16 protein-coding genes are annotated in these 21,027 nt (G+C 50.8%); 7 read left to right on the top strand and 9 right to left on the bottom strand.

Going from position 1 to position 21,027, the window contains the following annotated elements:
* The first annotated feature begins 127 nt into the window (after nt 1–127).
* On the top strand, nt 128–2,125 hold the full coding sequence (locus Q4491_RS02010; protein WP_237796023.1) for a methyl-accepting chemotaxis protein: 1,998 nt from the start codon (nt 128–130) through the stop codon (nt 2,123–2,125).
* 208 nt (nt 2,126–2,333) lie between these two features.
* On the top strand, nt 2,334–3,077 hold the full coding sequence (locus Q4491_RS02005) for a class I SAM-dependent methyltransferase (RefSeq protein ID WP_303453897.1): 744 nt from the start codon (nt 2,334–2,336) through the stop codon (nt 3,075–3,077).
* Between the two features lie 232 nt (nt 3,078–3,309).
* Here Q4491_RS02005 and Q4491_RS02000 read toward each other — a convergent pair whose 3' ends face one another.
* On the bottom strand, nt 3,310–3,600 hold the full coding sequence (locus tag Q4491_RS02000) for a YkgJ family cysteine cluster protein (RefSeq protein WP_081669315.1): 291 nt from the start codon (nt 3,598–3,600) through the stop codon (nt 3,310–3,312).
* Nucleotides 3,601–3,889: 289 nt separating this feature from the next.
* Between Q4491_RS02000 and Q4491_RS01995 the strand changes: the two genes are divergently transcribed.
* Complete coding sequence (locus Q4491_RS01995; RefSeq protein WP_303453882.1) at nt 3,890–4,846, top strand: transposase; 957 nt, start codon at nt 3,890–3,892, stop codon at nt 4,844–4,846.
* Nucleotides 4,847–5,124: 278 nt separating this feature from the next.
* Here the strand turns inward: Q4491_RS01995 and Q4491_RS01990 are convergent, their stop codons facing one another.
* The 4 genes from Q4491_RS01990 to Q4491_RS01975 form a co-directional block, all read right to left on the bottom strand.
* Nucleotides 5,125–5,874 (bottom strand): AAA family ATPase, encoded by a 750-nt coding sequence (locus tag Q4491_RS01990; RefSeq protein WP_192015358.1) that lies wholly within the window; start codon nt 5,872–5,874, stop codon nt 5,125–5,127.
* A 140-nt stretch (nt 5,875–6,014) separates the two neighbouring features.
* Complete coding sequence (locus Q4491_RS01985) at nt 6,015–7,301, bottom strand: FAD-binding oxidoreductase (RefSeq protein ID WP_303453879.1); 1,287 nt, start codon at nt 7,299–7,301, stop codon at nt 6,015–6,017.
* On the bottom strand, nt 7,301–8,683 hold the full coding sequence (locus tag Q4491_RS01980; RefSeq protein ID WP_303453876.1) for an FAD/NAD(P)-binding oxidoreductase: 1,383 nt from the start codon (nt 8,681–8,683) through the stop codon (nt 7,301–7,303). The genes Q4491_RS01985 and Q4491_RS01980 overlap by 1 nt, the downstream gene beginning before the upstream one ends.
* A complete protein-coding gene (locus Q4491_RS01975; protein ID WP_192015356.1) occupies nt 8,676–8,996 on the bottom strand; it encodes a (2Fe-2S)-binding protein in 321 nt (106 codons plus the stop codon). The genes Q4491_RS01980 and Q4491_RS01975 overlap by 8 nt, the downstream gene beginning before the upstream one ends.
* A gap of 277 nt (nt 8,997–9,273) precedes the next feature.
* Here Q4491_RS01975 and pyrC point away from each other — a divergent pair, with 277 nt between their 5' ends.
* Nucleotides 9,274–10,305, top strand: coding sequence for a dihydroorotase (gene pyrC / locus Q4491_RS01970; RefSeq protein WP_192015355.1), 1,032 nt, complete (start codon nt 9,274–9,276; stop codon nt 10,303–10,305).
* A gap of 139 nt (nt 10,306–10,444) precedes the next feature.
* The gene (locus Q4491_RS01965; RefSeq protein WP_303453872.1) at nt 10,445–11,680 is read left to right on the top strand and encodes a sodium:proton antiporter; all 1,236 of its coding nucleotides are present in this window, start codon (nt 10,445–10,447) and stop codon (nt 11,678–11,680) included.
* Nucleotides 11,681–11,781: 101 nt separating this feature from the next.
* On the opposite strand, the gene Q4491_RS01960 is transcribed toward Q4491_RS01965, so the two are convergent.
* The 4 genes from Q4491_RS01960 to Q4491_RS01945 all read right to left on the bottom strand — a co-directional run bounded on the left by Q4491_RS01960 (nt 11,782) and on the right by Q4491_RS01945 (nt 18,683).
* Nucleotides 11,782–14,856 carry an efflux RND transporter permease subunit gene (locus tag Q4491_RS01960; RefSeq protein ID WP_303453868.1) on the bottom strand — a complete coding sequence of 1,025 codons (3,075 nt, stop codon included), beginning with the start codon at nt 14,854–14,856 and terminating at the stop codon, nt 11,782–11,784.
* Nucleotides 14,856–15,944: an efflux RND transporter periplasmic adaptor subunit gene (locus Q4491_RS01955; protein ID WP_303453866.1), complete on the bottom strand. Its 1,089-nt coding sequence runs from the start codon at nt 15,942–15,944 to the stop codon at nt 14,856–14,858. Before Q4491_RS01955 ends, Q4491_RS01960 begins: the two co-directional genes overlap by 1 nt.
* Before the next feature lies 1 nt (nt 15,945).
* Nucleotides 15,946–16,980: an efflux RND transporter periplasmic adaptor subunit gene (locus tag Q4491_RS01950; protein WP_303453863.1), complete on the bottom strand. Its 1,035-nt coding sequence runs from the start codon at nt 16,978–16,980 to the stop codon at nt 15,946–15,948.
* Between the two features lie 188 nt (nt 16,981–17,168).
* A complete protein-coding gene (locus tag Q4491_RS01945) occupies nt 17,169–18,683 on the bottom strand; it encodes a fumarate hydratase (RefSeq protein WP_192015350.1) in 1,515 nt (504 codons plus the stop codon).
* A gap of 217 nt (nt 18,684–18,900) precedes the next feature.
* Between Q4491_RS01945 and pabB the strand changes: the two genes are divergently transcribed.
* On the top strand, nt 18,901–20,277 hold the full coding sequence (gene pabB / locus Q4491_RS01940; protein ID WP_303453859.1) for an aminodeoxychorismate synthase component I: 1,377 nt from the start codon (nt 18,901–18,903) through the stop codon (nt 20,275–20,277).
* Between the two features lie 47 nt (nt 20,278–20,324).
* Nucleotides 20,325–20,933, top strand: a complete 609-nt coding sequence (locus tag Q4491_RS01935) for a CoA pyrophosphatase (protein ID WP_303453857.1) — start codon at nt 20,325–20,327, stop codon at nt 20,931–20,933.
* Nucleotides 20,934–21,027: the final 94 nt, after the last annotated feature.

Raw genomic sequence — 21,027 nt, 5'->3', positions numbered from 1 at the left:
ATTTTACGTCGTGAAGCAAACGATGTATGAGTAACAAAATAATAACACTCAAAATAAAAACCACACTGGTAAGCAAGGAAATGCTCGGGCTGTGTCCGGCCTGGGATGTTTTAGGGACGATAGTGCAATGAAAAAACAGACTTCTGTCATCCGGCGTATGTACGCGGGTTTCGCCGTGATGATCGGCCTCTTCGCAACCACCAGCACACTAACGCTGATGGAAACCAAAACTATCTATGGGCAATTAGAGTCGGTAAACACCGAATCCGTTCCGTTAGTCACCATTTCCAGTCAGGCCAACGTGGAACTACTGGTCGCCGACAAAGTGTTTAAAGATTTTCTGACCACCAATGATCAAAACCGAATGCAGCAGTATGAAAGTCAGTTTACTGAATCTTACGATCATTTCAGCCAAACGCTGACAACCCTTGTCGATACCGCGAAAGACTACCCTTCGCTGAGCAGCCAGCTGGAAGCCTTGACAGCATTAGAAGGCAGATACTTTACCCAGGCCCAGGTTGCCATGAGCAACTACCGTGATCAGTTAGCCGCCAATGAAGCTCGTCAGCAATCCATCCGCCGCTTTCAGCAGTTGCATCGCGACCTCAATGTGCGGATGAAAGATGTGATTGCCGATCGCAGCCGGGTGTCTGAGCTGATGCTGGCAAAAAGTTACTTCGACAAACTCAGCCAGACAGAAGCCATTACATCTGATGCTCTGGCATCCAGTGATGTTGAAAAAATTAATGAAGCGATAAAAAACAATAAGCGCCTGGTTAACCATCTCAGCAATTCTTACCGCACACTAACCTCGATGATCCCCGATCTCAAGCGGACTTTTGACTCGTCGATTGACCAATACAATCAGGACATAGGTCAGTCAGGTGGTGTGCTGGATGTGCATTTTAACTATATTCAGGCTCAGGAACGCCTCTATACCAGTATCAGTAATCTGGCAGCAGAAATTAACAATGCTAACTCTTTGCTTGAAAGCTTCCGCAGCCAGGCAAGAGATGACATGAATATGGCCATCGCTCAGGCAGGTGAGTCTTACCAGACGGGCGTCCGAAATACCGTTCTGCTAGGCAGTCTGGCCGCGTTTCTGGCCGTTGTTATCGGCTGGTTCCTGGCACGTAATGTCAGACAACCGCTGGCTTCCACGCTGACCACACTGGAAGCACTGACAGCAGGCGATATGACAAAGCGCATTACTGACAACAAATACGCTGAGTTCGGTCAACTGAGCCATCACATCAATACGCTGGCTGACCATCTGCAGCAATTGCTGAGCCAGTTGAGCGATGCCTCTGCCGAGCTGACTGAAGTCGCCACCCAGAACCAGACCACCACAGCCGACGCCAAAGATCGTCTGAACGAACAACGCCAGCAAACCGCGTCCGTAGCAACAGCAATGACAGAGATGGAGCATTCTGTGGCTCAGGTGACCCAAAGTGCTCAGCACACTCTCGATAAAGTGAAAAATGTCGAGTCGGCCGCGGCAACGGGCCGTGGAGTCATGGGCCGTAATATTTCCACCACCCATCAACTGTCTGAGCAATTGGATCAGTCGGTGCAAGCGGTGAACCAGCTTCAGCAAATGAGCAGTAATATCGGCAGTATCCTGGATGTGATTCGCACTATTGCCGATCAGACTAACCTGCTGGCACTGAATGCGGCTATTGAGGCCGCACGCGCCGGTGAGCAAGGGCGGGGGTTTGCGGTGGTTGCTGATGAAGTGCGCATTCTTGCTCAGCGAACTACCGCCTCAACGGGCGAGATTGAATCTATGATTCAAGAGCTGCAATCCAGCTCGAGCCAGGCTGTTCAGGTGATTGAGAGCTGCGTTAACGAAATGGAAGACAGCGTCAACCAGACGTCAGAAGCCAGCAGCGCGATGGAAGAAATTGAAGCCATCATTATTGAAATCAGCGATATGAGCAGCCAGATAGTACAAGCCACCGAAGAACAACGCAGCACCACTGCCAGTATTGCCCGTAGCCTGGAAGACATCAGCGAAATTGCCGATGCCAACCTTGCGGCGATGGAAAGCGTCACCAGTGCCAGCCTGAAATTGGATCTCCAGGCCAAAGAGCAAAACGCCCTGGTTCAGCGATTTACCCTCTGATCAATACAATAACACTCAATAGGCCAGAACGAGTTTCTGGCCTTAATCATAGTGTCTGTCCCGCCAACACCCTTTTCGTCATAACCGTGTCTGTCCCGTCATAGCCAGCGACAAGCTCAGTTACTGATACTTTTATCTGCTTCGCAATTGCGGCAGATTGGTTTACTATGCGCCACCCAAAAATTTCAGCTCAGTCTACCAGGCAACTATGTCCGCCAACGCCCTTTACACAGGCCTTTCAGGCTATTACGACTTAATGTGTGTCGATATCGATTACCAGGCCCAAAGCCACTGTATTCGCCGGCTCCATCAATTGTTCGGTAACAACGGAAATACCCATCTTGATCTGGCCTGCGGGACAGGGCCGCATGTTCGTCATTTCATTGATTATGGCTATCAGAGCAGCGGACTGGATATCAATCAGCCGATGCTGGATATTGCCGCCACGCGTTGCCCGGAAGCACAGTTCACTTTGCAAAACATGAGTGATTTCAACATTACGTCCCCAGTCGACTTGATCACCTGTTTCCTGTATTCCATCCATTACAGCGATGGTATTGAAAAATTGAAAGACTGTATCGCCAGCGTGCACAGTGCATTAGGCGATCAGGGGATGTTCTGCTTTAACGTGGTCGACAAAGATAAAATCAATAACGATTTATTTGTCAGGCACACTGCCCAGCACGACGGCAGCCAGTTCACTTTCCACTCGGGCTGGCATTATTGTGGCGACGGCGAAAAACAGTCGTTAAAGCTCAGCATCGAAAGAAGCACGGCTGAAGAAACCCATCAATGGCATGACGAACACCCCATGGTTGCTGTCACTATCAATGAATTAAAAGACATACTGCAGCCCTACTTTGAAGTTCATATCTTTGAGCATGACTATGAGAAAATCATCCCTTGGGATAACAGATCAGGCAATGCCCTTTTCGCTTGTGTGAAAATCTGACTCTGACGGGCATCATTCACGTTAATTGAGAGTGATGTTCATTTGATTGGCTTATCGGCGGCAGTTGCTATAAAGCTGCTCCGTTACCCCAGAGGCCAACTTTGGTGTCCAAAACCCATATTGGCCTCGCTTTAAAGGCGTCTATTTGCCTCGATCTATACTGTATCCAACTGCCGTAGGCGCTTTGGATATACAGACGCTGTGCTTCTGAACCGTGATTGTTCCCCAATAATCACACTAAATCTGCTCTTTCATCCCGACATTCGTACGAGCCCATTTCGAATTCCCGGCAAATCCAAGGCCGGTTTTCATAGATGGTACACATAAAAGTTTCCCGGTTTAGCGCCGAACACCAACCATCAGCCAGACGTAACATGGTTTCACCGCCCCATTCATCAGTGGCAATGTGTTGTTCTGGAACGCCAGTGTCAGTAATGATCATGACTTCTAAGCGGCAACAGCAAGCCTGACAAGTAGAGCAAGAAACCTCAGGGACAGCGATGTTTTTTATTGGAATGGTCATGAATGTCTTCAGCAAATACAGTGACGACATAATACGCTAATTCGCACGGATTTGCCGAAATAGATGACCGGCCAGCATTGAGGACCATCGGGGGATGTACCGGGACAGACAGGTCAACAGTCGTACAAGGACAGACATACCATGCTTGCAAGGAAGACACCTGAAGAAAAAACAACTTCATCAATTTCATGAGATTCTGACCCAGATCCCCACTTCGTGATTTGCTCCTTTTTTCGGCCAGCACAGACGTATACTGTATATTCATCCAGCTCAATTGTTGTGACTCCCAATGACGACAGCACGCAGTCAACTTATCAGTATAGAAGCTACGCCCTACTACCATTGTGTTTCCCGCTGTGTTCGCCGCTCCTTTCTTTGCGGCTACGATGAACTGACCCAGACCAGCTATGAACACCGGCGGGGATGGGTTGAGAAGCGGTTAAAACGGATTGCCAGTGTCTTTTGTGTGGATGTTTGCGCCTACGCCATTATGAGCAATCACTACCATGTCGTTCTGCATATCAACAAGGAGCAGGCCCACCGCCTCTCGAACCATGAAGTTATAGAGCGCTGGCTCACCTTACATCGCGCCCCTGTGCTGATTCAGCGGTTTTTGAAGCACGAGGCCTTATCCGAGGCCGAACAGTCTGCTTGCTTAACCCTCATCAAAACCTGGCGCGAGCGGCTTTGTTCCATCAGCTGGTTCATGCGCCTGCTCAATCAGTACATTGCCAGCAAAGCCAATCAGGAAGACGACTGCACTGGCCATTTTTGGGAAGGCCGCTTCAAAAGCCAGGCATTGCTGGATGACAATGCTTTAGCTGCCGCCATGGCGTACGTCGATTTAAATCCGATCCGGGCCGGTATCGCGGAGACACCGGAAACCTCCGCCTACACTTCCGTTAAAGCGCGCATTAAATCGCTTCAAAAGAACGAAGCAACGGCGCCCAATCTTTTTCCCTTCGCGGGCAATCCGCGCAGCAATATGCCAGAAGGACTGCCTTTTCACCTGTTCGATTATATTGAACTGGTTGAGTGGACCGGACGGCAAATCAGAGAAGGAAAACATCACCATATCCGCTCAACCCAGCATCCCATCCTTGAACGGCTCGGTTTTAATACAGCTTCATGGTTGAATATCTGCACCAAGATAGCAACAGGCACCCTCATTGGCACCACCTCGTCAATTCAAGCTGTTTTGCCGAAATTGAACCGGCAACGGTGTACCGGTTTACAGATCCCTTAACCCATTCACAGCAAACAGCTCCTCACCAGCGATACATTCGTATGCTACTGCTCGCCTGGAAATCATGCCAGAGGCATACAATCTCACTTTGCATTCCAGCACGCTGTAAATCGGTACTTTTAACAGCGTTTTATAAGCAACTCACCAAATTCAGTGAAGAGCCTGATGGCTTTACATTTTGTATGACTGTCCTTGCTTGCACTTTCTTTAAGGTGTCTGTCCTTGCAATCCCTGTCCCCAAGCACATTAACGTGACTGTCCTTATAATTGGCAATTCGTTAATCGACAAACAGCTCATCAAGCATGGGTTGGGGGTTATTCAGAAAAGCTTTCGTAATCGCGTAGTGTTCCGTCTCTTCATATTTCACCGGGTGAATGCCGGACGGGCCAATCTGATAAATCAGAGCGCCGGGGTACGCCATGATCATGGGAGAATGGGTAGCAATAATGAATTGTGATTGATCCTGAACCAGCTGATGCATTCGACTGAGCACAGAGAGTTGGCGCATAGGAGATAAAGCGGCTTCAGGCTCGTCCAGTATATATAAGCCCTTACCGCCAAACCGCTCGACCATTAATGACAGAAATGACTCGCCATGTGACAGTTGATGAAGGGAAACACCGCCGTATGAATCAATCACAGGCGGCCCGAAACCTGGTGCTTCGTCCAGTTCATCAATATGGGTCGAGACATTGTAAAAACTTTCAGCCCGGAGAAAAAAGCCGTCCTTATAACGCCTGAACGACTTGTTGTAACGGATAGACTTATACAATTCAGAATGCGTACTTCGGGTCGAAAAATTGAAATTCTTCGTTCCCCCCTCTGCGTTGAACCCCATACCGACAGCAATAGCTTCCAGTAAAGTTGATTTACCGCTGCCATTTTCACCAACAAAAATAGTGACCTCCGGACTGAAGTCGATTTTATCCAGGCCTTTTACTGCCGGAATACAAAACGGATAATGGCTAAAAGAGTCAATTTTCTCTCGTTTCAGCTGAATATCTCTTAAGTATGGTAAAGGTTCCATTATCTGAATCTAATGTCGAAATAATCTGAATTTAGCCGCAGAAACTCCTAAGATTCAAGGGAAATCACCTGTTGTGATTGCATTGATTCGAAAGCGCTGTAGTTGCACAGCACCACCCTTGCTGTCCATTTCGGGAACGGTCATGAACTGGGTATCCTGTTCACAGAAGTTGAGCCCGCTGTAGCTGAATAGGCTGCACCAGCCTTTTCAACATTACCGTGCAAAAAACGCTCGTACAGAAATGGGCTGATATCCACACTGGTTGGTTCGCCACGTACCAGTTCATTCAACAACTTACCGGTAATCGCAGAGGTCAGCATACCTGTTCTGAAATGACCGCAAGCCGTCAGATAACCCTCAATACCGGGTACTGGCCCCAGAATGGGCAACTCGTCCGGGGAACCGGGACGCAATCCGGCCCAGCAGCGTTTAATATTCATGTCGCGCAACTGAGGAATCGTCTTCATCGCGCCCTGGGCCAATGATTTAAGCCGGTTCAAATCTGTGCGGGTGTCATAGCCACACTCTTCAGTGGTTGAACCAATCAGGATCTCGCCATTGTCTTTCTGCGCAATATAACAGTCACTGGTGGTAATGCAGCTATTGAGTATTTTGGGCAACCTTTCAGACACCAGCACCTGTCCTTTTACCGGGAAAACTGGCATCTGCATGCCCGTCGCCCACACGTTGATCTGCTCAGCCCATGCCCCACCTGCATTAATGACCATACCGGTGCTTAATTTACCCCGGGACGTCTGCACGCCCGTTACACGGTTACCCTGTCGCTCAATCGCTGTGATCGAGGTATTAAGGTACAAATCCACCCCGTTCTGGCGCGCGGCTTCGACATAAGCATCGTTCAGACGATAAGGGTTGATCTGGTGGTCGGTATCGAACTCCATTGCGCCAATGGCATCCGGTGCTATATTCGGCTCTTCTTCCAGTAACGTGGCTTTATCAAGCCAGCGAATGTGTTGCTGGCGATCTGGCACAGCAGCCGCAATATGTTCAGCATAAATACGATCGTATTGATCAAACAGAACGAACTTCAGCCCTGTTTTTTCAAATTTCATATCAACACCGTGTTTCTCCAGCAGCTCCTGATTTAAAGCCGGATACATAGCATTTGACATCATCGCCAGGTCAAAAAAAGGCTTAGGCATGATATGCGGCTTCATGGCTGAAGCACCCGATACGTCCGCCCCTTCCTGGAGTTGTTTTGACAGCGTCTTAAACAGAATGACCCCGCACCCCAACCCCGTTGATTCGCCCATTGCCCACAATCCGCCGGCAGAGGCGCGGGACGCATTGCCCGGTTTTTTGAAATCGACCAGCGCAATATTCAGATCCCGGTTACGGCTCAACGCGAAGGCCACCGCACTGCCGATAACTCCGCCACCGCAGATTACCACATCATAGTGCTTCATTATTCGTTCTCCATGGCAGCAAAAGGGATGGGATCTAATGGGAATCTGACTCGAAACTGGCCCTGTTCACGGTGAAAGCCTTCATTTGCTAGCCTGTCATAGCAATAATGACTACAGGTTTTCCCCTGACAGTCTCCCATGGTGACACGAGTACGCATTTTCAGGCTTATGCTATCCCGGCAGCCATTGGCAATCGCTTTGTCTATATCAGAACGCTTTACCTGCTCGCAGCGACAAATCACAGTCTCGGCGTCGGGCAGGTTCAACAGCCCTTTTTTACGCTGATTAACGCGGTCAAAAGCGCCACGAAAACGGTACAAACGCTTGAGCGTCTTCTGCAGGTCAGAGAGGCGTTCCGCTACATCGGCCACTTTGTCCGGGTACAACTCTGCCGCCAATGCCAGAGCCGCAATCTGACCTTCCACAATGGCGACATCCGCCCCGGCAAAACGGGCAGAGTCACCGGCACAAAAAATATTCGGGCGGCTACTGCGCTGATATGTATCTGTTACCGGAATCAGTCCGCTGAATTCATCCACTCTTACCTCAAGATCCATTAACTGAGCGAGCTGGGACCGGGACACAAAGCCGTAACCCACGCCCAGTAAATCGGCCTCTATCCATTGCATTTTCTGCCGATCAGCTTCCCAGTTGCTGTTATAGGGTGCTACGGCCACACGCTCCAGACTGACACTGCCTTCCGCTTTCACTATCCCCCAGCCATAGTTCACCGGTACTTGATGCAACCTGAGATAAGCAAGCAGCGACAGACCTTCCAGTGCTATCTGCGGACGATTAAGCAACGCGACCACCTCCTTACTCATCTCACTGAAAGATGCGGCGTCATAAACACCTTTCACTTCGACTCCTGAGCGGAGAAGCTGACAGGCAAGCAGTACCAATAACGGGCCTGTCCCTGTGATTACCGCCTGCCGACCAGGGAGGACCAGTCCGCTCTTGAGCTGTAGCTGGATGCCACCAGCCAGCATCACACCCGGTAACTGCCAACCCGGAAAAGGAATACTCCGTTCCTGACAGCCCGTCGCCAGAAACAAATAGTCAAAATCCTGAGCAGAAAGCCTGCCATGGTGGGACAGCAGCAGTTGGCTGCCGGCTAACGGGCCAAGTACCCGCGTTTCGGTCAGAAATTCGATATTGTGCTGGTGCTCCGTCACTAGGGCCTGCTGTAACGTTATGTTCTTCTGCAGGCTTTCATCCAGATGCGGCATGGCTTGTGTTGCCCGCCAGGGTCCGCGATAGATAACACCGCCGGCTTTTGGCGACTCGTCAATGACTGTTGACCGTATACCAAATGCCGACAAAGTAGTTGCTATCGACATACCAGAAGGGCCGGCACCGACAATCACGATATTCTCAGACATGTTTGCTGTCCCCTTCGATAACCCGATTGCGACAGGTGCGGATTGTCATGTTGGGCTGGACAAGTGTCTGGCAGGCACGCTGCTTATGACGCCCATTAATTTCGACCAGGCAGCAATGGCAAACGCCCATACCGCAAAAAGCCCCTGAAGATGCGCCAAAATCGTTTTTCATCAAACGCCTGAACTCACTGGCTAATAGTGTGCTCAAGACACTTTCACCGGGTACGGCTTTCACCTCAATATCATTCACTAATACACAAAACGGGCTGTCTTTTAGCGGCGTAATATCTTGTGTTCTGGTTATAGATGCCATTTTATACTCTGTCTTTTGTAGGTAAGGTAAGAACTGCCAATGGAATGCACTTAATTTTATTGAAACCATAGGCATATATATACGCTACCACTCAGCCAGATTCTGTGATTGTTTTCGATCAATGTTTGGTGAGATCAGACGATGCATAACCGCACCACCATCACAGACAAGGCAAATAATGTAAACGATTGCGGTTTGGTCAGGTAATTAGGGAATACGGCTTTACTTAGTCACGCCATACTTTTAGAATCGGGCGAATTTTTTGGAGGGAGCTATTATGACGTCGATCACTATCACACGTCCGGACGACTGGCACGTACACTTGCGCGATGGCGATGTACTGAAGGATACGGTTCGGGACATCAGCCGTTATATGGGGCGGGCTATCATCATGCCTAACCTTGTTCCTCCCGTTACCGATACCTCTGCCGCTCTTGCTTACCGTGATCGCATTCTGGCTGCTCAGCCAAGTGAAACATTCTCTCCTTTGATGGTGCTATACCTCACCGATAACACAACACCTGACGAGATTCGCAAAGCCAAGGCCAGCGGTCATGTGTACGCGGCAAAGCTCTACCCTGCCGGAGCAACCACTAACTCTGATTCAGGCGTCACCGACATCAACAAGCTGCTGCCCACCATGGAAGCCATGCAGGAACTGGGCATGCCGCTGCTGATTCATGGCGAAGTGACTAAGCACGATGTGGATATTTTTGACCGCGAAAAAGTCTTTCTTGAAACTGTACTGGCACCTATCGTCGCTGCCATGCCAAACCTGAAAGTGGTGCTTGAACACATTACCACCAAAGATGCGGTCGACTTTGTCAACAATGCCGGGCCAAACGTGGGGGCAACAATTACCGCCCACCATTTGCTCTATAACCGTAACCATATGCTGGCTGGCGGTATCCGTCCGCACTTTTACTGCCTGCCTATTTTAAAGCGCAATACTCATCAGGAAGCACTGATTGCAGCAGCAACCAGTGGCAGCAACAAATTTTTCCTGGGCACAGATTCAGCACCGCATGCGAAAGGCCAAAAAGAAGCCGCCTGTGGCTGTGCCGGCTCTTATACAGCACATGCTGCCATTGAGCTGTACGCAGAAGTTTTCGAGCTGGCAGGCGCACTCGACAAACTGGAAGGTTTTGCCAGCCACAATGGTCCTGACTTCTACGGCCTGCCTCGCAATCACGACACTATCACCCTGACCAAACAAAGCTGGGCGGTGCCGGACACCATGGAATTCGGCGCCGATCAGGTTGTGCCTATCCGGGCCGGTGAACAAATCAGCTGGAAAGTGGCTCAGTAACCTGCTACGCCATCGAAATAAGGCTCCTGCATCGGAGCCTTATTCTCATCCAATCTGTTCTCACTTCAAACAATCCGCTTGCTTCATTCTCCAGCACGATTAAAGTATAAAAAACAATCACTTTTTTGGAGAGGTGTCTGTGACTGGTTATGAATCTATCCCTTCACTTGTCATTTTCGCCGTACTGGGCTGGGTCGCCCTGAACGCCATCTTTTTCTTTTCTCACCGCTGGCGGCTGTTTTCAGACATTACCTGGATCCTCCTGCTGGGACTGATCTACGGCGCGGTTTCCGCAATGCCAGATTCCAATTTGCCAGATCTGGTACTGGAGCCGCATGTTGTGCTGTATCTTTTCGTGCCGCTGCTGGTATTTTCATCCACCCAGTGTATTTGCCTGTTTCATTTCAGGCAGGTGCTGATTCCTGCGTCGCTGGCCGGCTCCTTAGGCATATTGATCAGCATGTTTGTGATTGCGGCCGCCATACACTGGCTGCTCGGGGTGCCCTTCATGCCTGCTTTATTGTTCGGGGTCATCATTTCCGCCACCGACCCTTTGGCCATCAGCGCCTTATTCAAAGATAACCAGAGCGTGACCGAAAACCAGAAACTGCTGATTGAAGGGGAGTCCATACTGAACGACGGTTTTGTGGTCACTGTCGCCAGTATTCTTTCGATAGTGATTTTCAGCGGTACTGAATTTGATTTGACAAGCAGCAGCCTGAGTTTAGTGTCACATGTGGCGGGGGCTTTGGCTGTCGGTGCAGTGCTCGGGCGTGGCGCTCGCTGGCTGCTGACTTTACTGCATGAGCGGCATTACACCTTAACAACCAATATCACGCTGGCATTGGCATATGGCAGTTTTGTGCTGGCAGAAGAAATGCATTTTTCCGGAATTCTGGCCGTGTTTGCCGCGGCACTGGCTTACGGTTACAAGCCTTATCAGGATGATGCCAATCATCTTGCGCATCAGGAGATCTGGGAGTATCTGGATTATGTTGCCAACGCGATGCTTTTCTTCCTGCTCGGTTCCAGCGTGTTTACCCTGCTATCTCCCGATACCCTGTCCACCGTTATCATACTGTTATCCATAGTGCTGCTTTTTTCGGCGCGGTTTATTTCGCTTTGGCTGATGCTGCCTGTCCTGCGTATAGATTCGAAAAAACTGTCGCGGCTTGATTTCTGGTTGCTGAATTTCTCAGGTGCACGCGGTGCGGTATCCATTGCCCTGATCCTGATGCTGCCGGCAGACTTCAGCTACAAGCCTTTGTTTCTGACGATGGCAATCAGCATGATTCTGTTTTCTCTGATTGTTTATCCGGTTATTACCAAGCGTATGCTGGCACAGAGCAGCACCACCCGTGAGTCGGTGTCATAACACCCTCTTTACCACCGTCCGCCCCGCGAATGCGGAGAGGACGGCAGGTGGTGGTGTTGAAAGAATCAGCATGAAAGTACTAACCAGGCTGATTCTCTGGTTTAGCCCTCACGGCCCGGCAACGGGACGCTGTGGAATAAACGATACAGCACAGGCACCACAATCAGAGTCAGTATGGTCGCAAAGCCCAGGCCGAACATAATGGTTACTGCCATCGGCTTAAAGAACACATCCGGCAAGAGCGGAATCATACCCAAAATAGTGGTGATCGCTGCCATACAGACTGGACGAACCCGGCTAACGGCGGCATCTACCACCGCCTGGTATTTGTCTTTGCCGCTGCTGATTTCGATTTCGATCTGATCCAACAGCACGATACCGTTTTTCACCAACATGCCTGACAAGCTCAAAAAGCCCAGCAGCGCCATAAAACCAAACGGGGTGTTCAGCAACAACAGGCCGGAAGCCACCCCAATCACCGCCAACGGCACAGTCGCCCACACAATCAGCGCTTCCTTCACCTTGTTAAACAGGAAGATAGTGATCAGGAACATCATCAGGTAGCCCATTGGCATCGAGCTGAACAACGACGCTTTCGCATCGCCGGATGACTCGTATTCCCCGCCCCACTCCAGCGCATAGCCCGGTGGCAGGTCCAGTGAATCAATCGCTGGCTGAATTCGCTTTTGCACCGTCGCGGCAGTTTCATCCCCGAGCGGATCGGGGTCAGCCATGACTGTCAGTACCCGCTTTCTGTCTTTACGCGCGATGAGCGGATCTTCCCAGCGCAGATTCACAACCGAGACCACTTGCTGCAATGGCACATAGCCCTGTACCGCCGGACTCCAGATTTTCATACCTTCAATGGTACTGATATCAACACGCTCCTGCTCCGGCAGTCGGGCAACAATCGGCATCAGGGTAGTACCCTCGCGGTAGATACCTACCGACAGGCCGGAAAACGCCATTTGCAGCAGATCATCGACATCTTTTTTGGTGATACCGTAACGGCGGGCCTGACTTTCATTGAAGACCGGCTCCAGCACTTTGGTGCGCTCTCGCCAGTCATGACGTATGTTGGCTGTGCCTGCATCAGCCCGCATGATATCAGTGACTTCTTTAGCCAGACCGCGAAGCACAGTCGGATCGGGGCCGATCAGGCGGGCTTCAATTTTGGCGCCAGAAGACGGGCCAAGCATGATTTGCTTGAGCTTGTATTCGACATTCGGGAAACCTTTGCCAATGATCGCCTGAACCTGAGACATAGCCGGCAACACATCATCAAACTGCTTCACCCGAATAATCAGCTCACCGTATGCGGCATAACTTTTTTCGGGTGAATAGGTCAGCATAAAGCGCTGCGAGCCTTTACCCGCACTGGTGCTGACATAATCAATACTGTCATCTTGCTCAATTTGCTGCTGCAGTTGTTTCAGGGCATCATTCGTCGCCCGGATATCTGTCCCTTCAGGCAACCAGATATCCACCATGAACATAGGCGACGTTGAAGCGGGGAAGAAAGATTGCTTAATCAGTGTGAAGCCGTACAGGCTCACCCCCAGCATGACCACCAGCGATATCACAGTCAGCCAGGCGCGCCGCATACAAAGCTCAAGGAACTGTCGGTACAAGACAAAAAACTTGCCTTTGTACGGGTCGTCATTTTCTTCGTCACTTTCAGCCACTTTTTGCGATTTAAAGAACAGATCAGCGAAGAAAGGCGTCAGAGAAATAGCCGTGAACCAGCTCAGCATCAGAGAAATAAGCAGTACGGTAAACAAAGTACGGGTGTACTCACCGGTCGAATCCTGCGATAAACCGATGGGCGCAAACGCCATGACAGCAATTACGGTCGCGCCCAGCAGCGGCCACTTAGTTTGTGTGACTATGTCAGACGCCGCCTGCAGTCGGGTTCGCCCTTTCTGCAAACCAATCAGTATGCCTTCAACCACCACAATGGCATTATCAACCAGCATCCCCAGGGCAATGACCAGCGCCCCCAGTGAAATGCGCTGCAAGTCGATAGCCATCCATTTCATAAACACAAAGGTGGCAAGCACGGTTAACAACAGAATCAGTCCGATAAGGAGACCGGAGCGCAATCCCATGAAGAACAACAGGACAACAATAACAATCACAACGGCCTGGCCCAGGCTCACCACAAAACCGCTGACCGATTTATCCACTTCTGTCGGCTGGCTGTACACCACGCCGATATCTATGCCCACCGGCTGCTGCACTTTCAGTTCAGCCAGGCGGCTCATTACACGCTTACCGCCTTCGACCACATTGATACCGGAAACAAAAGAGATCCCCAGGTTCAAGGCTTGCTTACCGTTATAGCTGACCAGGTTATCCGGGACTTCCTTGAATCCGCGTTCAATCGTGGCGACATCTCTGAGGTAAATCAGCCCCTGAGAGCCGGAGTCTTTGATGATCAGATCGCCCAGCGCATCCACATTCTGGAATTCACCTGTGGTCTGAACACGGATATATTCATCCCCGACGCGAATGGCGCCGGCGCTGGTCACCAGATTCTGCTGCTGCAAGGTGCCATAAATCGTCTGCGGTGAGATACCCAGATTACTGAGCCGCTGCATGGAGATTTCAATAAATACCTGCTCCTGCTGCGTGCCCGTGACCTGTACTTTACCCACACCATCGACCAGCTCCAGCTCCCGGCGAAGGTAATCCACATAATCGTTTAACTCACGGTAGGTATAGCCCTCCCCGGTCACAGCCAGCAGAATACCGTACACATCACCAAAGTCATCCACCACTTTTGGGGTGCCGACACCGGGTGGCAGGCTGGGTTTCAGGTCATTAACCTTACGGCGCAGTTCATCCCAGATCTGCGGCAGATCGTCCGGACCATAATTATTTTTCATGGTCACTGTGATCTGAGACAGATCCCGGCTTGAAATGGAGTTCACTTCATCCACGTAAGGGAGCTGGCCGATGGCTTTCTCTATCGGATAGGTCACCTCTTCCTCAACCTGCTGCGCTGTCGCACCAGGATACGAAGTCACCACCATGGCATCTTTGATCGTGAATTCAGGGTCTTCCAGTCGGCCTAATTCCAGAAATGCCATTGTCCCGCCGATCAGAAAGATCAGGGTCAGCATCCAGCTGATGACTTTATTTTTAATAAAGTATGTAGCTATATCCTGTTTCATTATTTGGCTGCCTCCTGATCCACAACAGTCACATGCTGACCATCACGGAGGCGATTAACGCCTTCAGTCACAATCACGTCGCCTTCCTGTAATCCGGACACAATACGCACACCATCCGGGACGACTTTATCTGTCACAATCTGGCGCTTTGTCACTGTATTACCATCATTGACTATCCACACGAATTTATTGGCAGGGTTGATAGCATCGCCATCTTCATTGAACACGGCACTGAGCGGGATCACCGCTTCATCCGAGCGATAAATCTGCATTTTTTGTCCGTCCACTTTTACCTCAACCGAAGTGCCATCAAGAATGAATTGCTCTGTCGGCATAGGCATAGTGAGTGTCACCTTGAAAGAGCCCAGCTCTGGATCCGGCTCTGTCGTAAACTCTTTCAGATGCGCCGTGTATTCTGTCCCGTCATCCAGCGTGACTTTTATTCCTGGCTGCTTATGATGCACTTGTCTGGCGGTGTTTTTTGAATAAATCATGTCCGGAGCCTGGATCAGGATATCCACGTCAGTCGCGCTATGGATATTCATGACAGCCTCGCCCACCTGGACATTTTCAAACTGCTCAACAGGCACACGAGAAATCACCCCGCTGAAAGGGGCGTGTAATGCCGTAAAGGTCAGACGCAACTTGGCAAGATTGAGCTTTGCCAGCGCAATTTGCCTTTGAGCAGCCAGTTCATCGAACTGCGACTGGGCCAGATATCCCTGCTTAACCAATTTTGCCGAGCGGCGATACTGACTGTCCGCCAGACTGAATTTCGCCTGCGCATCATTGACTGTCAGCTGGTAATCAGTCGGATCAAGTTGCGCCAGCAACTGGCCTTTTTTCACAAACTCGCCTGGCTTCACGTTGACCTTGATCACTTCACCGGACAGACGGAAAGACAACACAGATTTATCTGCAGCAGCAGCGACAGCCGGGAAAGATAAAATCGGTGAACTTTGTTCCAGTCCAACCTGGTGGACACTCACAGACTGTGAAGCCTTAGACTCAGACTGCAACTCCTGACCACAACCAAAGAGTAACCACGGCAATACCCAGAAAGCTGAACGTAATAAGGTTCTTTTCATCTCAGAGACCCCGCTCCTTCACCCATTCACGTACAATCTGGCCTTCTTTTAGCTCAGTCACACCAGACGCCACAATAACCACTCCGTCTTCTAATCCACTGACTACACGGGATTGTTCATCCAGCACCACTTCAACTTTGCTGACTTTGCCACCGTCTGCCACCTGCCATACATAAGTACTGCCGTTTTCCCTCACAATCGCCCGCGCTGGTAATGAACCGGCACCTGTTTGCGGTAACGCGATTTTCACTTGCGCTGCCATGCCGGGAAGCAGGTTTTGATCAACGGGTTTTTCCATGGTAAGTGTGACCTGGTAACTGGAGGTTTTAGTGTCGGCTTCGGTGTCAATTTCCTTCAGGTTAGCCAGGAACACCTGATCCGGGATGGTATCGAAGATCACCTGAGCAGAGCGATCATCGCCGGATCGCATACGGCTAAGCAGTTGCTGGGGTAACTGGAAACTGACATTAAGCAACCCTTCGCTCTGTATATGCATCATAGGCTGCTTCGCTGAGACATACTCATAACTGTTGGCCATTGAAATAGAGACAACCCCATCGTAAGGCGCAATCAGGGTCGCGTACTTCAGGTTTGCTTCCTGTTTGTCCAATTCTGCTTTGGCCTGATTTCTGGCTGCCGTTGACTGGTCAAAATCCAGTTCGGACACCACATTGGTTTTCAGCAATTCTGCATTTCGTTTGTACTGAACCTGAGCAAGGTTGTAATTGGCTTTGGCCTGTTCAACCAGCAAGGTCAGCTCATCAGTTTTCAGCTTCGCCAGACGCTGGCCTTTTTTCACCTCTTCGCCATCGCGTACATCCACACTTTCCAAAACTCCCGATACCCGGAATGCCAGCACCGCTTTATCGCCGGCTTCCACCTGGGCAGGAAATGTCCGGTAACTCTGACTGTCACCGACATCAACAGTTAACAATTTAACCGGTCGGGATACAGGTTCGGGCACAGATTTTGTTTCCTCACTGCAACCGGTGAGCATACTCACCGACAGAGCCAGGACCAGCAGAGTGAACCTCATTCAATGCCTCTCCAATTCAATAGGTCTGATTTATTCAACATTTTGTATTTAGCTGCGCGTTAACATAGCAAAAAAGAACGTCATTTTATTGCTTACTTCCTTAATCAAAGGTTAAACCAGTGCAAAAAAAGGAGCCAAACGGCTCCTTTTTATTGCAAAGTAATTCAGCAGATAACACATCAAGCGTGTTACGCATCCATTTCAGCAATTTTGACTTTCCAGATATCAGGGCCGGTCTGGTGCGCATTCACACCGTCTGAATCGACGGCGACCGTGACAGGCATATCCTGCACTTCAAATTCATAGATAGCTTCCATGCCCAGGTCTTCAAAGGCCACAACGCGCGATTTCTTGATCGCTTTCGCCACCAGGTACGCCGCGCCACCCACTGCCATTAAATACACTGCTTTATGATTTTTAATTGACTCAATAGCCACAGGACCGCGCTCTGCTTTACCTATCATGCCAATCAGGCCGGTTTCAGCCAGCATCATGTCGGTGAACTTATCCATACGGGTGGACGTTGTCGGGCCGGCCGGCCCCACAGCTTCGTCGCCCACTGCATCCACAGGACCTACGTAATAAATGAAGCGGTTATTGAAATCCACACCATCAGGCAGGCCCTGTCCGCTGTTCAGCATTTCCTGAATACGCTTATGGGCAGCATCACGACCTGTCAGGATTTTACCGGACAACAGGACAGTTTCGCCGGATTTCCATTGCTGAATTTCCGCTTTGGTGATGTTGTCAACATTGACACGACGCACATTCTGGCCCACTTCCCAGGTCACTTCCGGCCAGTCTTCCAGTTTAGGGGGAGTCAGCTCTGCCGGACCGCTGCCGTCCAGAGTGAAGTGCACATGGCGGGTTGCCGCACAGTTCGGGATCATGCAAACCGGTTTAGAGGCCGCATGCGTTGGTGCGGTCTTGATTTTGATATCCAGGACTGTGGTCATGCCGCCAAGGCCCTGAGCACCGATACCCAGCTTGTTGACACGATCATAAATATCCAGACGCAGTTTCTCTTCCGCATTTTGCGGACCGCGTTCTATCAGCTCATGAATATCAACTGCTTCCATCAGCGACTCTTTCGCCAGTACCGCGGCTTTTTCAGCCGTGCCGCCGATACCGATTCCCAGCATACCCGGCGGACACCAGCCTGCGCCCATCAGAGGAACCGTCTTTTCAACCCACTCGGCAATATCATCCGACGGGTTCAGCATCACCATTTTGGTTTTGTTCTCTGAGCCGCCACCTTTGGCTGCCAGCTGAATTTCCACTTCGTTGCCCGGTACCATGTCAATATGAACAACCGCAGGGGCGTTATCTTTAGTGTTGATACGCGCTCCGGCAGGATCCGCGACAACCGATGCCCGCAGAGGGTTGATCGGGTTGTTATATGCCTGACGCACACCTTCATCGATCATTTCCTGAACGGTCAGATCGCTCTCCCACTGTACGTTCATACCAATTTTCACGAAACAGGTCACAATACCTGTGTCCTGGCAAATCGGGCGATGGCCTTCGGCGGACATACGAGAGTTAATCAGAATCTGTGCCATGGCATCTTTCGCGGCCTGGCTCTGCTCTTTGTGGTAAGCCTTTTCAAGAGCCTGCACAAAGTCCAGCGGATGATAGTAGGAAATGTATTGCAGCGCGTCTGCCACACTGCTGATCACATCTTCTTTACGGATGACGGTCATAGTTGCCCTCGTTGCTTATTGTCGTATACGCGCCTGCAAATTGACGGGCCTGACCCGGACCTTATGCATGGTAGGGTGTCAGAGGCAGACCGAAATCTTGAGCTGAATCATCAATGCACCGGAAAAGTCGCGATGCAGACGTCGTATTTGTTTCTATGATACTCTTGCCCGCAATCTCGCGCTATGCGCCAATCGAACACCTGTCACAAAAAAGAAAATGAAATATTCTGCTGTCTCTCAACTCCAGGTCATGCATCTGGACTATAGCCAGAATGCTGTTCTGGACTGGTTCGAACCTCTTTCTGCCTCCCCTTGGGCTATGCTGCTGCGCTCAGCAGCGCAAGGCCACCCTGACAATCGTTATGACATTCTGGTTGCCAGCCCGCTGGCGACCATTGAAACCCGCGACGGTGTCAGTGTGATCACCCATACAAGCGGCCAGCAACACAGCTCAGAACAAGACCCGTTTTCATTACTGCACGCGCTGCAGTCGGAATTATTACCGGCCTGTCCGGCCATTGACGATCTGCCTTTTACCGGCGGCGCTGTGGGGTATTTTGCTTACGATCTGGGCCGGCAGGTGGAAAAGATACCGGCCCTGGCCATTCAGGATATCCAGGCGCCGGATATGGCGGTGGGCTTATATGACTGGGCGTTAATTGCTGACCACCATACCCGGCAGCTCTCGCTGGTGGCGCCGGATACCTCAGCGCGGCTGCAGTGGCTGAAAGCACAGCAGTCAGCTCAGTCTGACCAGAGAGATGCCTTCCGGCTGACCTCCGACTGGCAGGCCAACATGACGCTCGACAGCTATATCGGGAAATTTAATCAGGTACAGGATTACCTGAACGCAGGCGACTGTTATCAGATTAACCTCGCACAGCGTTTCAACGCCGGTTATCAGGGCGATGAATGGCAGACTTACCAGAAGCTGGAAAGCCATAATGGTGCGCCCTTTTCGGCCTTTATTCGACTTGAGCAGGCCGCGGTGTTGTCTGTGTCACCGGAGCGTTTTCTGAAACTCAAAGACAACAAAATTGAAACCAAGCCGATTAAAGGCACCCGTCCGCGCTCAGCAGATCCTGTCACCGATCAGGCCAATGCCGATGATCTGAAACACGCCAGCAAAGACAGGGCGGAAAATTTGATGATAGTCGATTTGCTGCGCAATGATATCGGCCGGGTGGCATCACCGGGCACGGTGCGTGTCCCCAGCCTGTTTGCCATTGAAAGCTTCCCGGCCGTGCATCACTTGGTCAGCACGGTCACGGCCGACATGGATCCTGCTCACTATTGTGCAACGGATCTGCTGAAAGCTTGTTTTCCTGGCGGTTCTATCACGGGGGCACCGAAAGTCCGCGCCATGGAAATTATCGAAGAACTGGAGCCGCACAGACGCAGCGTGTACTGCGGCAGTATAGGTTACATCAGCCGCTGCGGTCAGATGGATACCAGCATCACGATCCGAACCCTGATTGCGGTCGACAAGCAGATTTATGCCTGGGCAGGCGGCGGTGTGGTGGCCGATAGCGAAGCTCAGAGCGAATACCAGGAAACGCTGGACAAGCTGAGCAAAATTCTGCCAATCTTATAACATACCCTCAACAAATTGCCGGGAGGGGGCGCCATCGGGAATACCACATGATAGTCCAGCATCACATGCTCAGCCGCTTCCTGCTTGCGCAGCCGGGCCAGTATGATCGCAGCCATCAGAGACGTATCAAGCAGTTGCTGCCCAACAGCAGCCGCTTTAAACCCGCGGCAGTGATGATCCCTCTGGTGGCAAGGCCTGACGGTTACCATGTGATACTGACTAGGCGGGCAAACCACCTGAAACACCATCCGGGTCAGGTCGCATTCCCGGGCGGTCGCTTTGAAAGCGAAGACGGCGAACTCATCAATACTGCCATTCGGGAAACACAGGAAGAGATTGGCATTCTGTGTGATAAAAAAGACATTCTGGGCACATTGCCCGCCCTCCCGACTCTCAGCGGTTATATGGTTACACCGTTTTTAGCGACTGTTGCAGCCAACTACCGGCCCGTGCTCGATCCCAATGAAGTCGACAGCATATTTGAAGTCCCTGTTACCTTCTTGCTCAATCCCCGCAATATGCGCACCCAGCGTTTTACCTTCAAAGGTAAAGAGCACACCATTTATGCCATCCCTTACCAGGAATATTCCATTTGGGGCGCAACGGCTCAGATAGTCAAAGCCCTGTCACATCAAATCTGGGTAGACAATCGCTGAACCTTTCACCACCTGAGACACAAATGGCCATTCCTTTGGTGATCAAACTCTCATTTCCTTGCAACAAATGTTAAATAGTGAGCGAGTTTTTTCA

Origin of the sequence: Photobacterium sp. 2_MG-2023 (assembly GCF_030547675.1) — a bacterium.
GTDB classification, from domain to species: domain Bacteria; phylum Pseudomonadota; class Gammaproteobacteria; order Enterobacterales; family Vibrionaceae; genus Photobacterium; species Photobacterium arenosum.
This window is presented reverse-complemented; position numbering and strand designations above follow the sequence as displayed.

Coding starts and splice junctions, on each gene's coding strand:
- Q4491_RS01995 (WP_303453882.1), top strand. CDS start 3,890: ATGACGACAGCACGCAGTCAACTTATCAGTATAGAAGCTACGCCCTAC.
- pyrC (WP_192015355.1), top strand. CDS start 9,274: ATGACGTCGATCACTATCACACGTCCGGACGACTGGCACGTACACTTG.
- pabB (WP_303453859.1), top strand. CDS start 18,901: ATGAAATATTCTGCTGTCTCTCAACTCCAGGTCATGCATCTGGACTAT.
- Q4491_RS01960 (WP_303453868.1), bottom strand. CDS start 14,856: ATGAAACAGGATATAGCTACATACTTTATTAAAAATAAAGTCATCAGC.
- Q4491_RS01955 (WP_303453866.1), bottom strand. CDS start 15,944: ATGAAAAGAACCTTATTACGTTCAGCTTTCTGGGTATTGCCGTGGTTA.
- Q4491_RS01945 (WP_192015350.1), bottom strand. CDS start 18,683: ATGACCGTCATCCGTAAAGAAGATGTGATCAGCAGTGTGGCAGACGCG.
- Q4491_RS02000 (WP_081669315.1), bottom strand. CDS start 3,600: ATGACCATTCCAATAAAAAACATCGCTGTCCCTGAGGTTTCTTGCTCT.
- Q4491_RS01935 (WP_303453857.1), top strand. CDS start 20,325: ATGATAGTCCAGCATCACATGCTCAGCCGCTTCCTGCTTGCGCAGCCG.
- Q4491_RS02005 (WP_303453897.1), top strand. CDS start 2,334: ATGTCCGCCAACGCCCTTTACACAGGCCTTTCAGGCTATTACGACTTA.
- Q4491_RS01950 (WP_303453863.1), bottom strand. CDS start 16,980: ATGAGGTTCACTCTGCTGGTCCTGGCTCTGTCGGTGAGTATGCTCACC.
- Q4491_RS01980 (WP_303453876.1), bottom strand. CDS start 8,683: ATGTCTGAGAATATCGTGATTGTCGGTGCCGGCCCTTCTGGTATGTCG.
- Q4491_RS01990 (WP_192015358.1), bottom strand. CDS start 5,874: ATGGAACCTTTACCATACTTAAGAGATATTCAGCTGAAACGAGAGAAA.
- Q4491_RS01985 (WP_303453879.1), bottom strand. CDS start 7,301: ATGAAGCACTATGATGTGGTAATCTGCGGTGGCGGAGTTATCGGCAGT.
- Q4491_RS02010 (WP_237796023.1), top strand. CDS start 128: ATGAAAAAACAGACTTCTGTCATCCGGCGTATGTACGCGGGTTTCGCC.
- Q4491_RS01975 (WP_192015356.1), bottom strand. CDS start 8,996: ATGGCATCTATAACCAGAACACAAGATATTACGCCGCTAAAAGACAGC.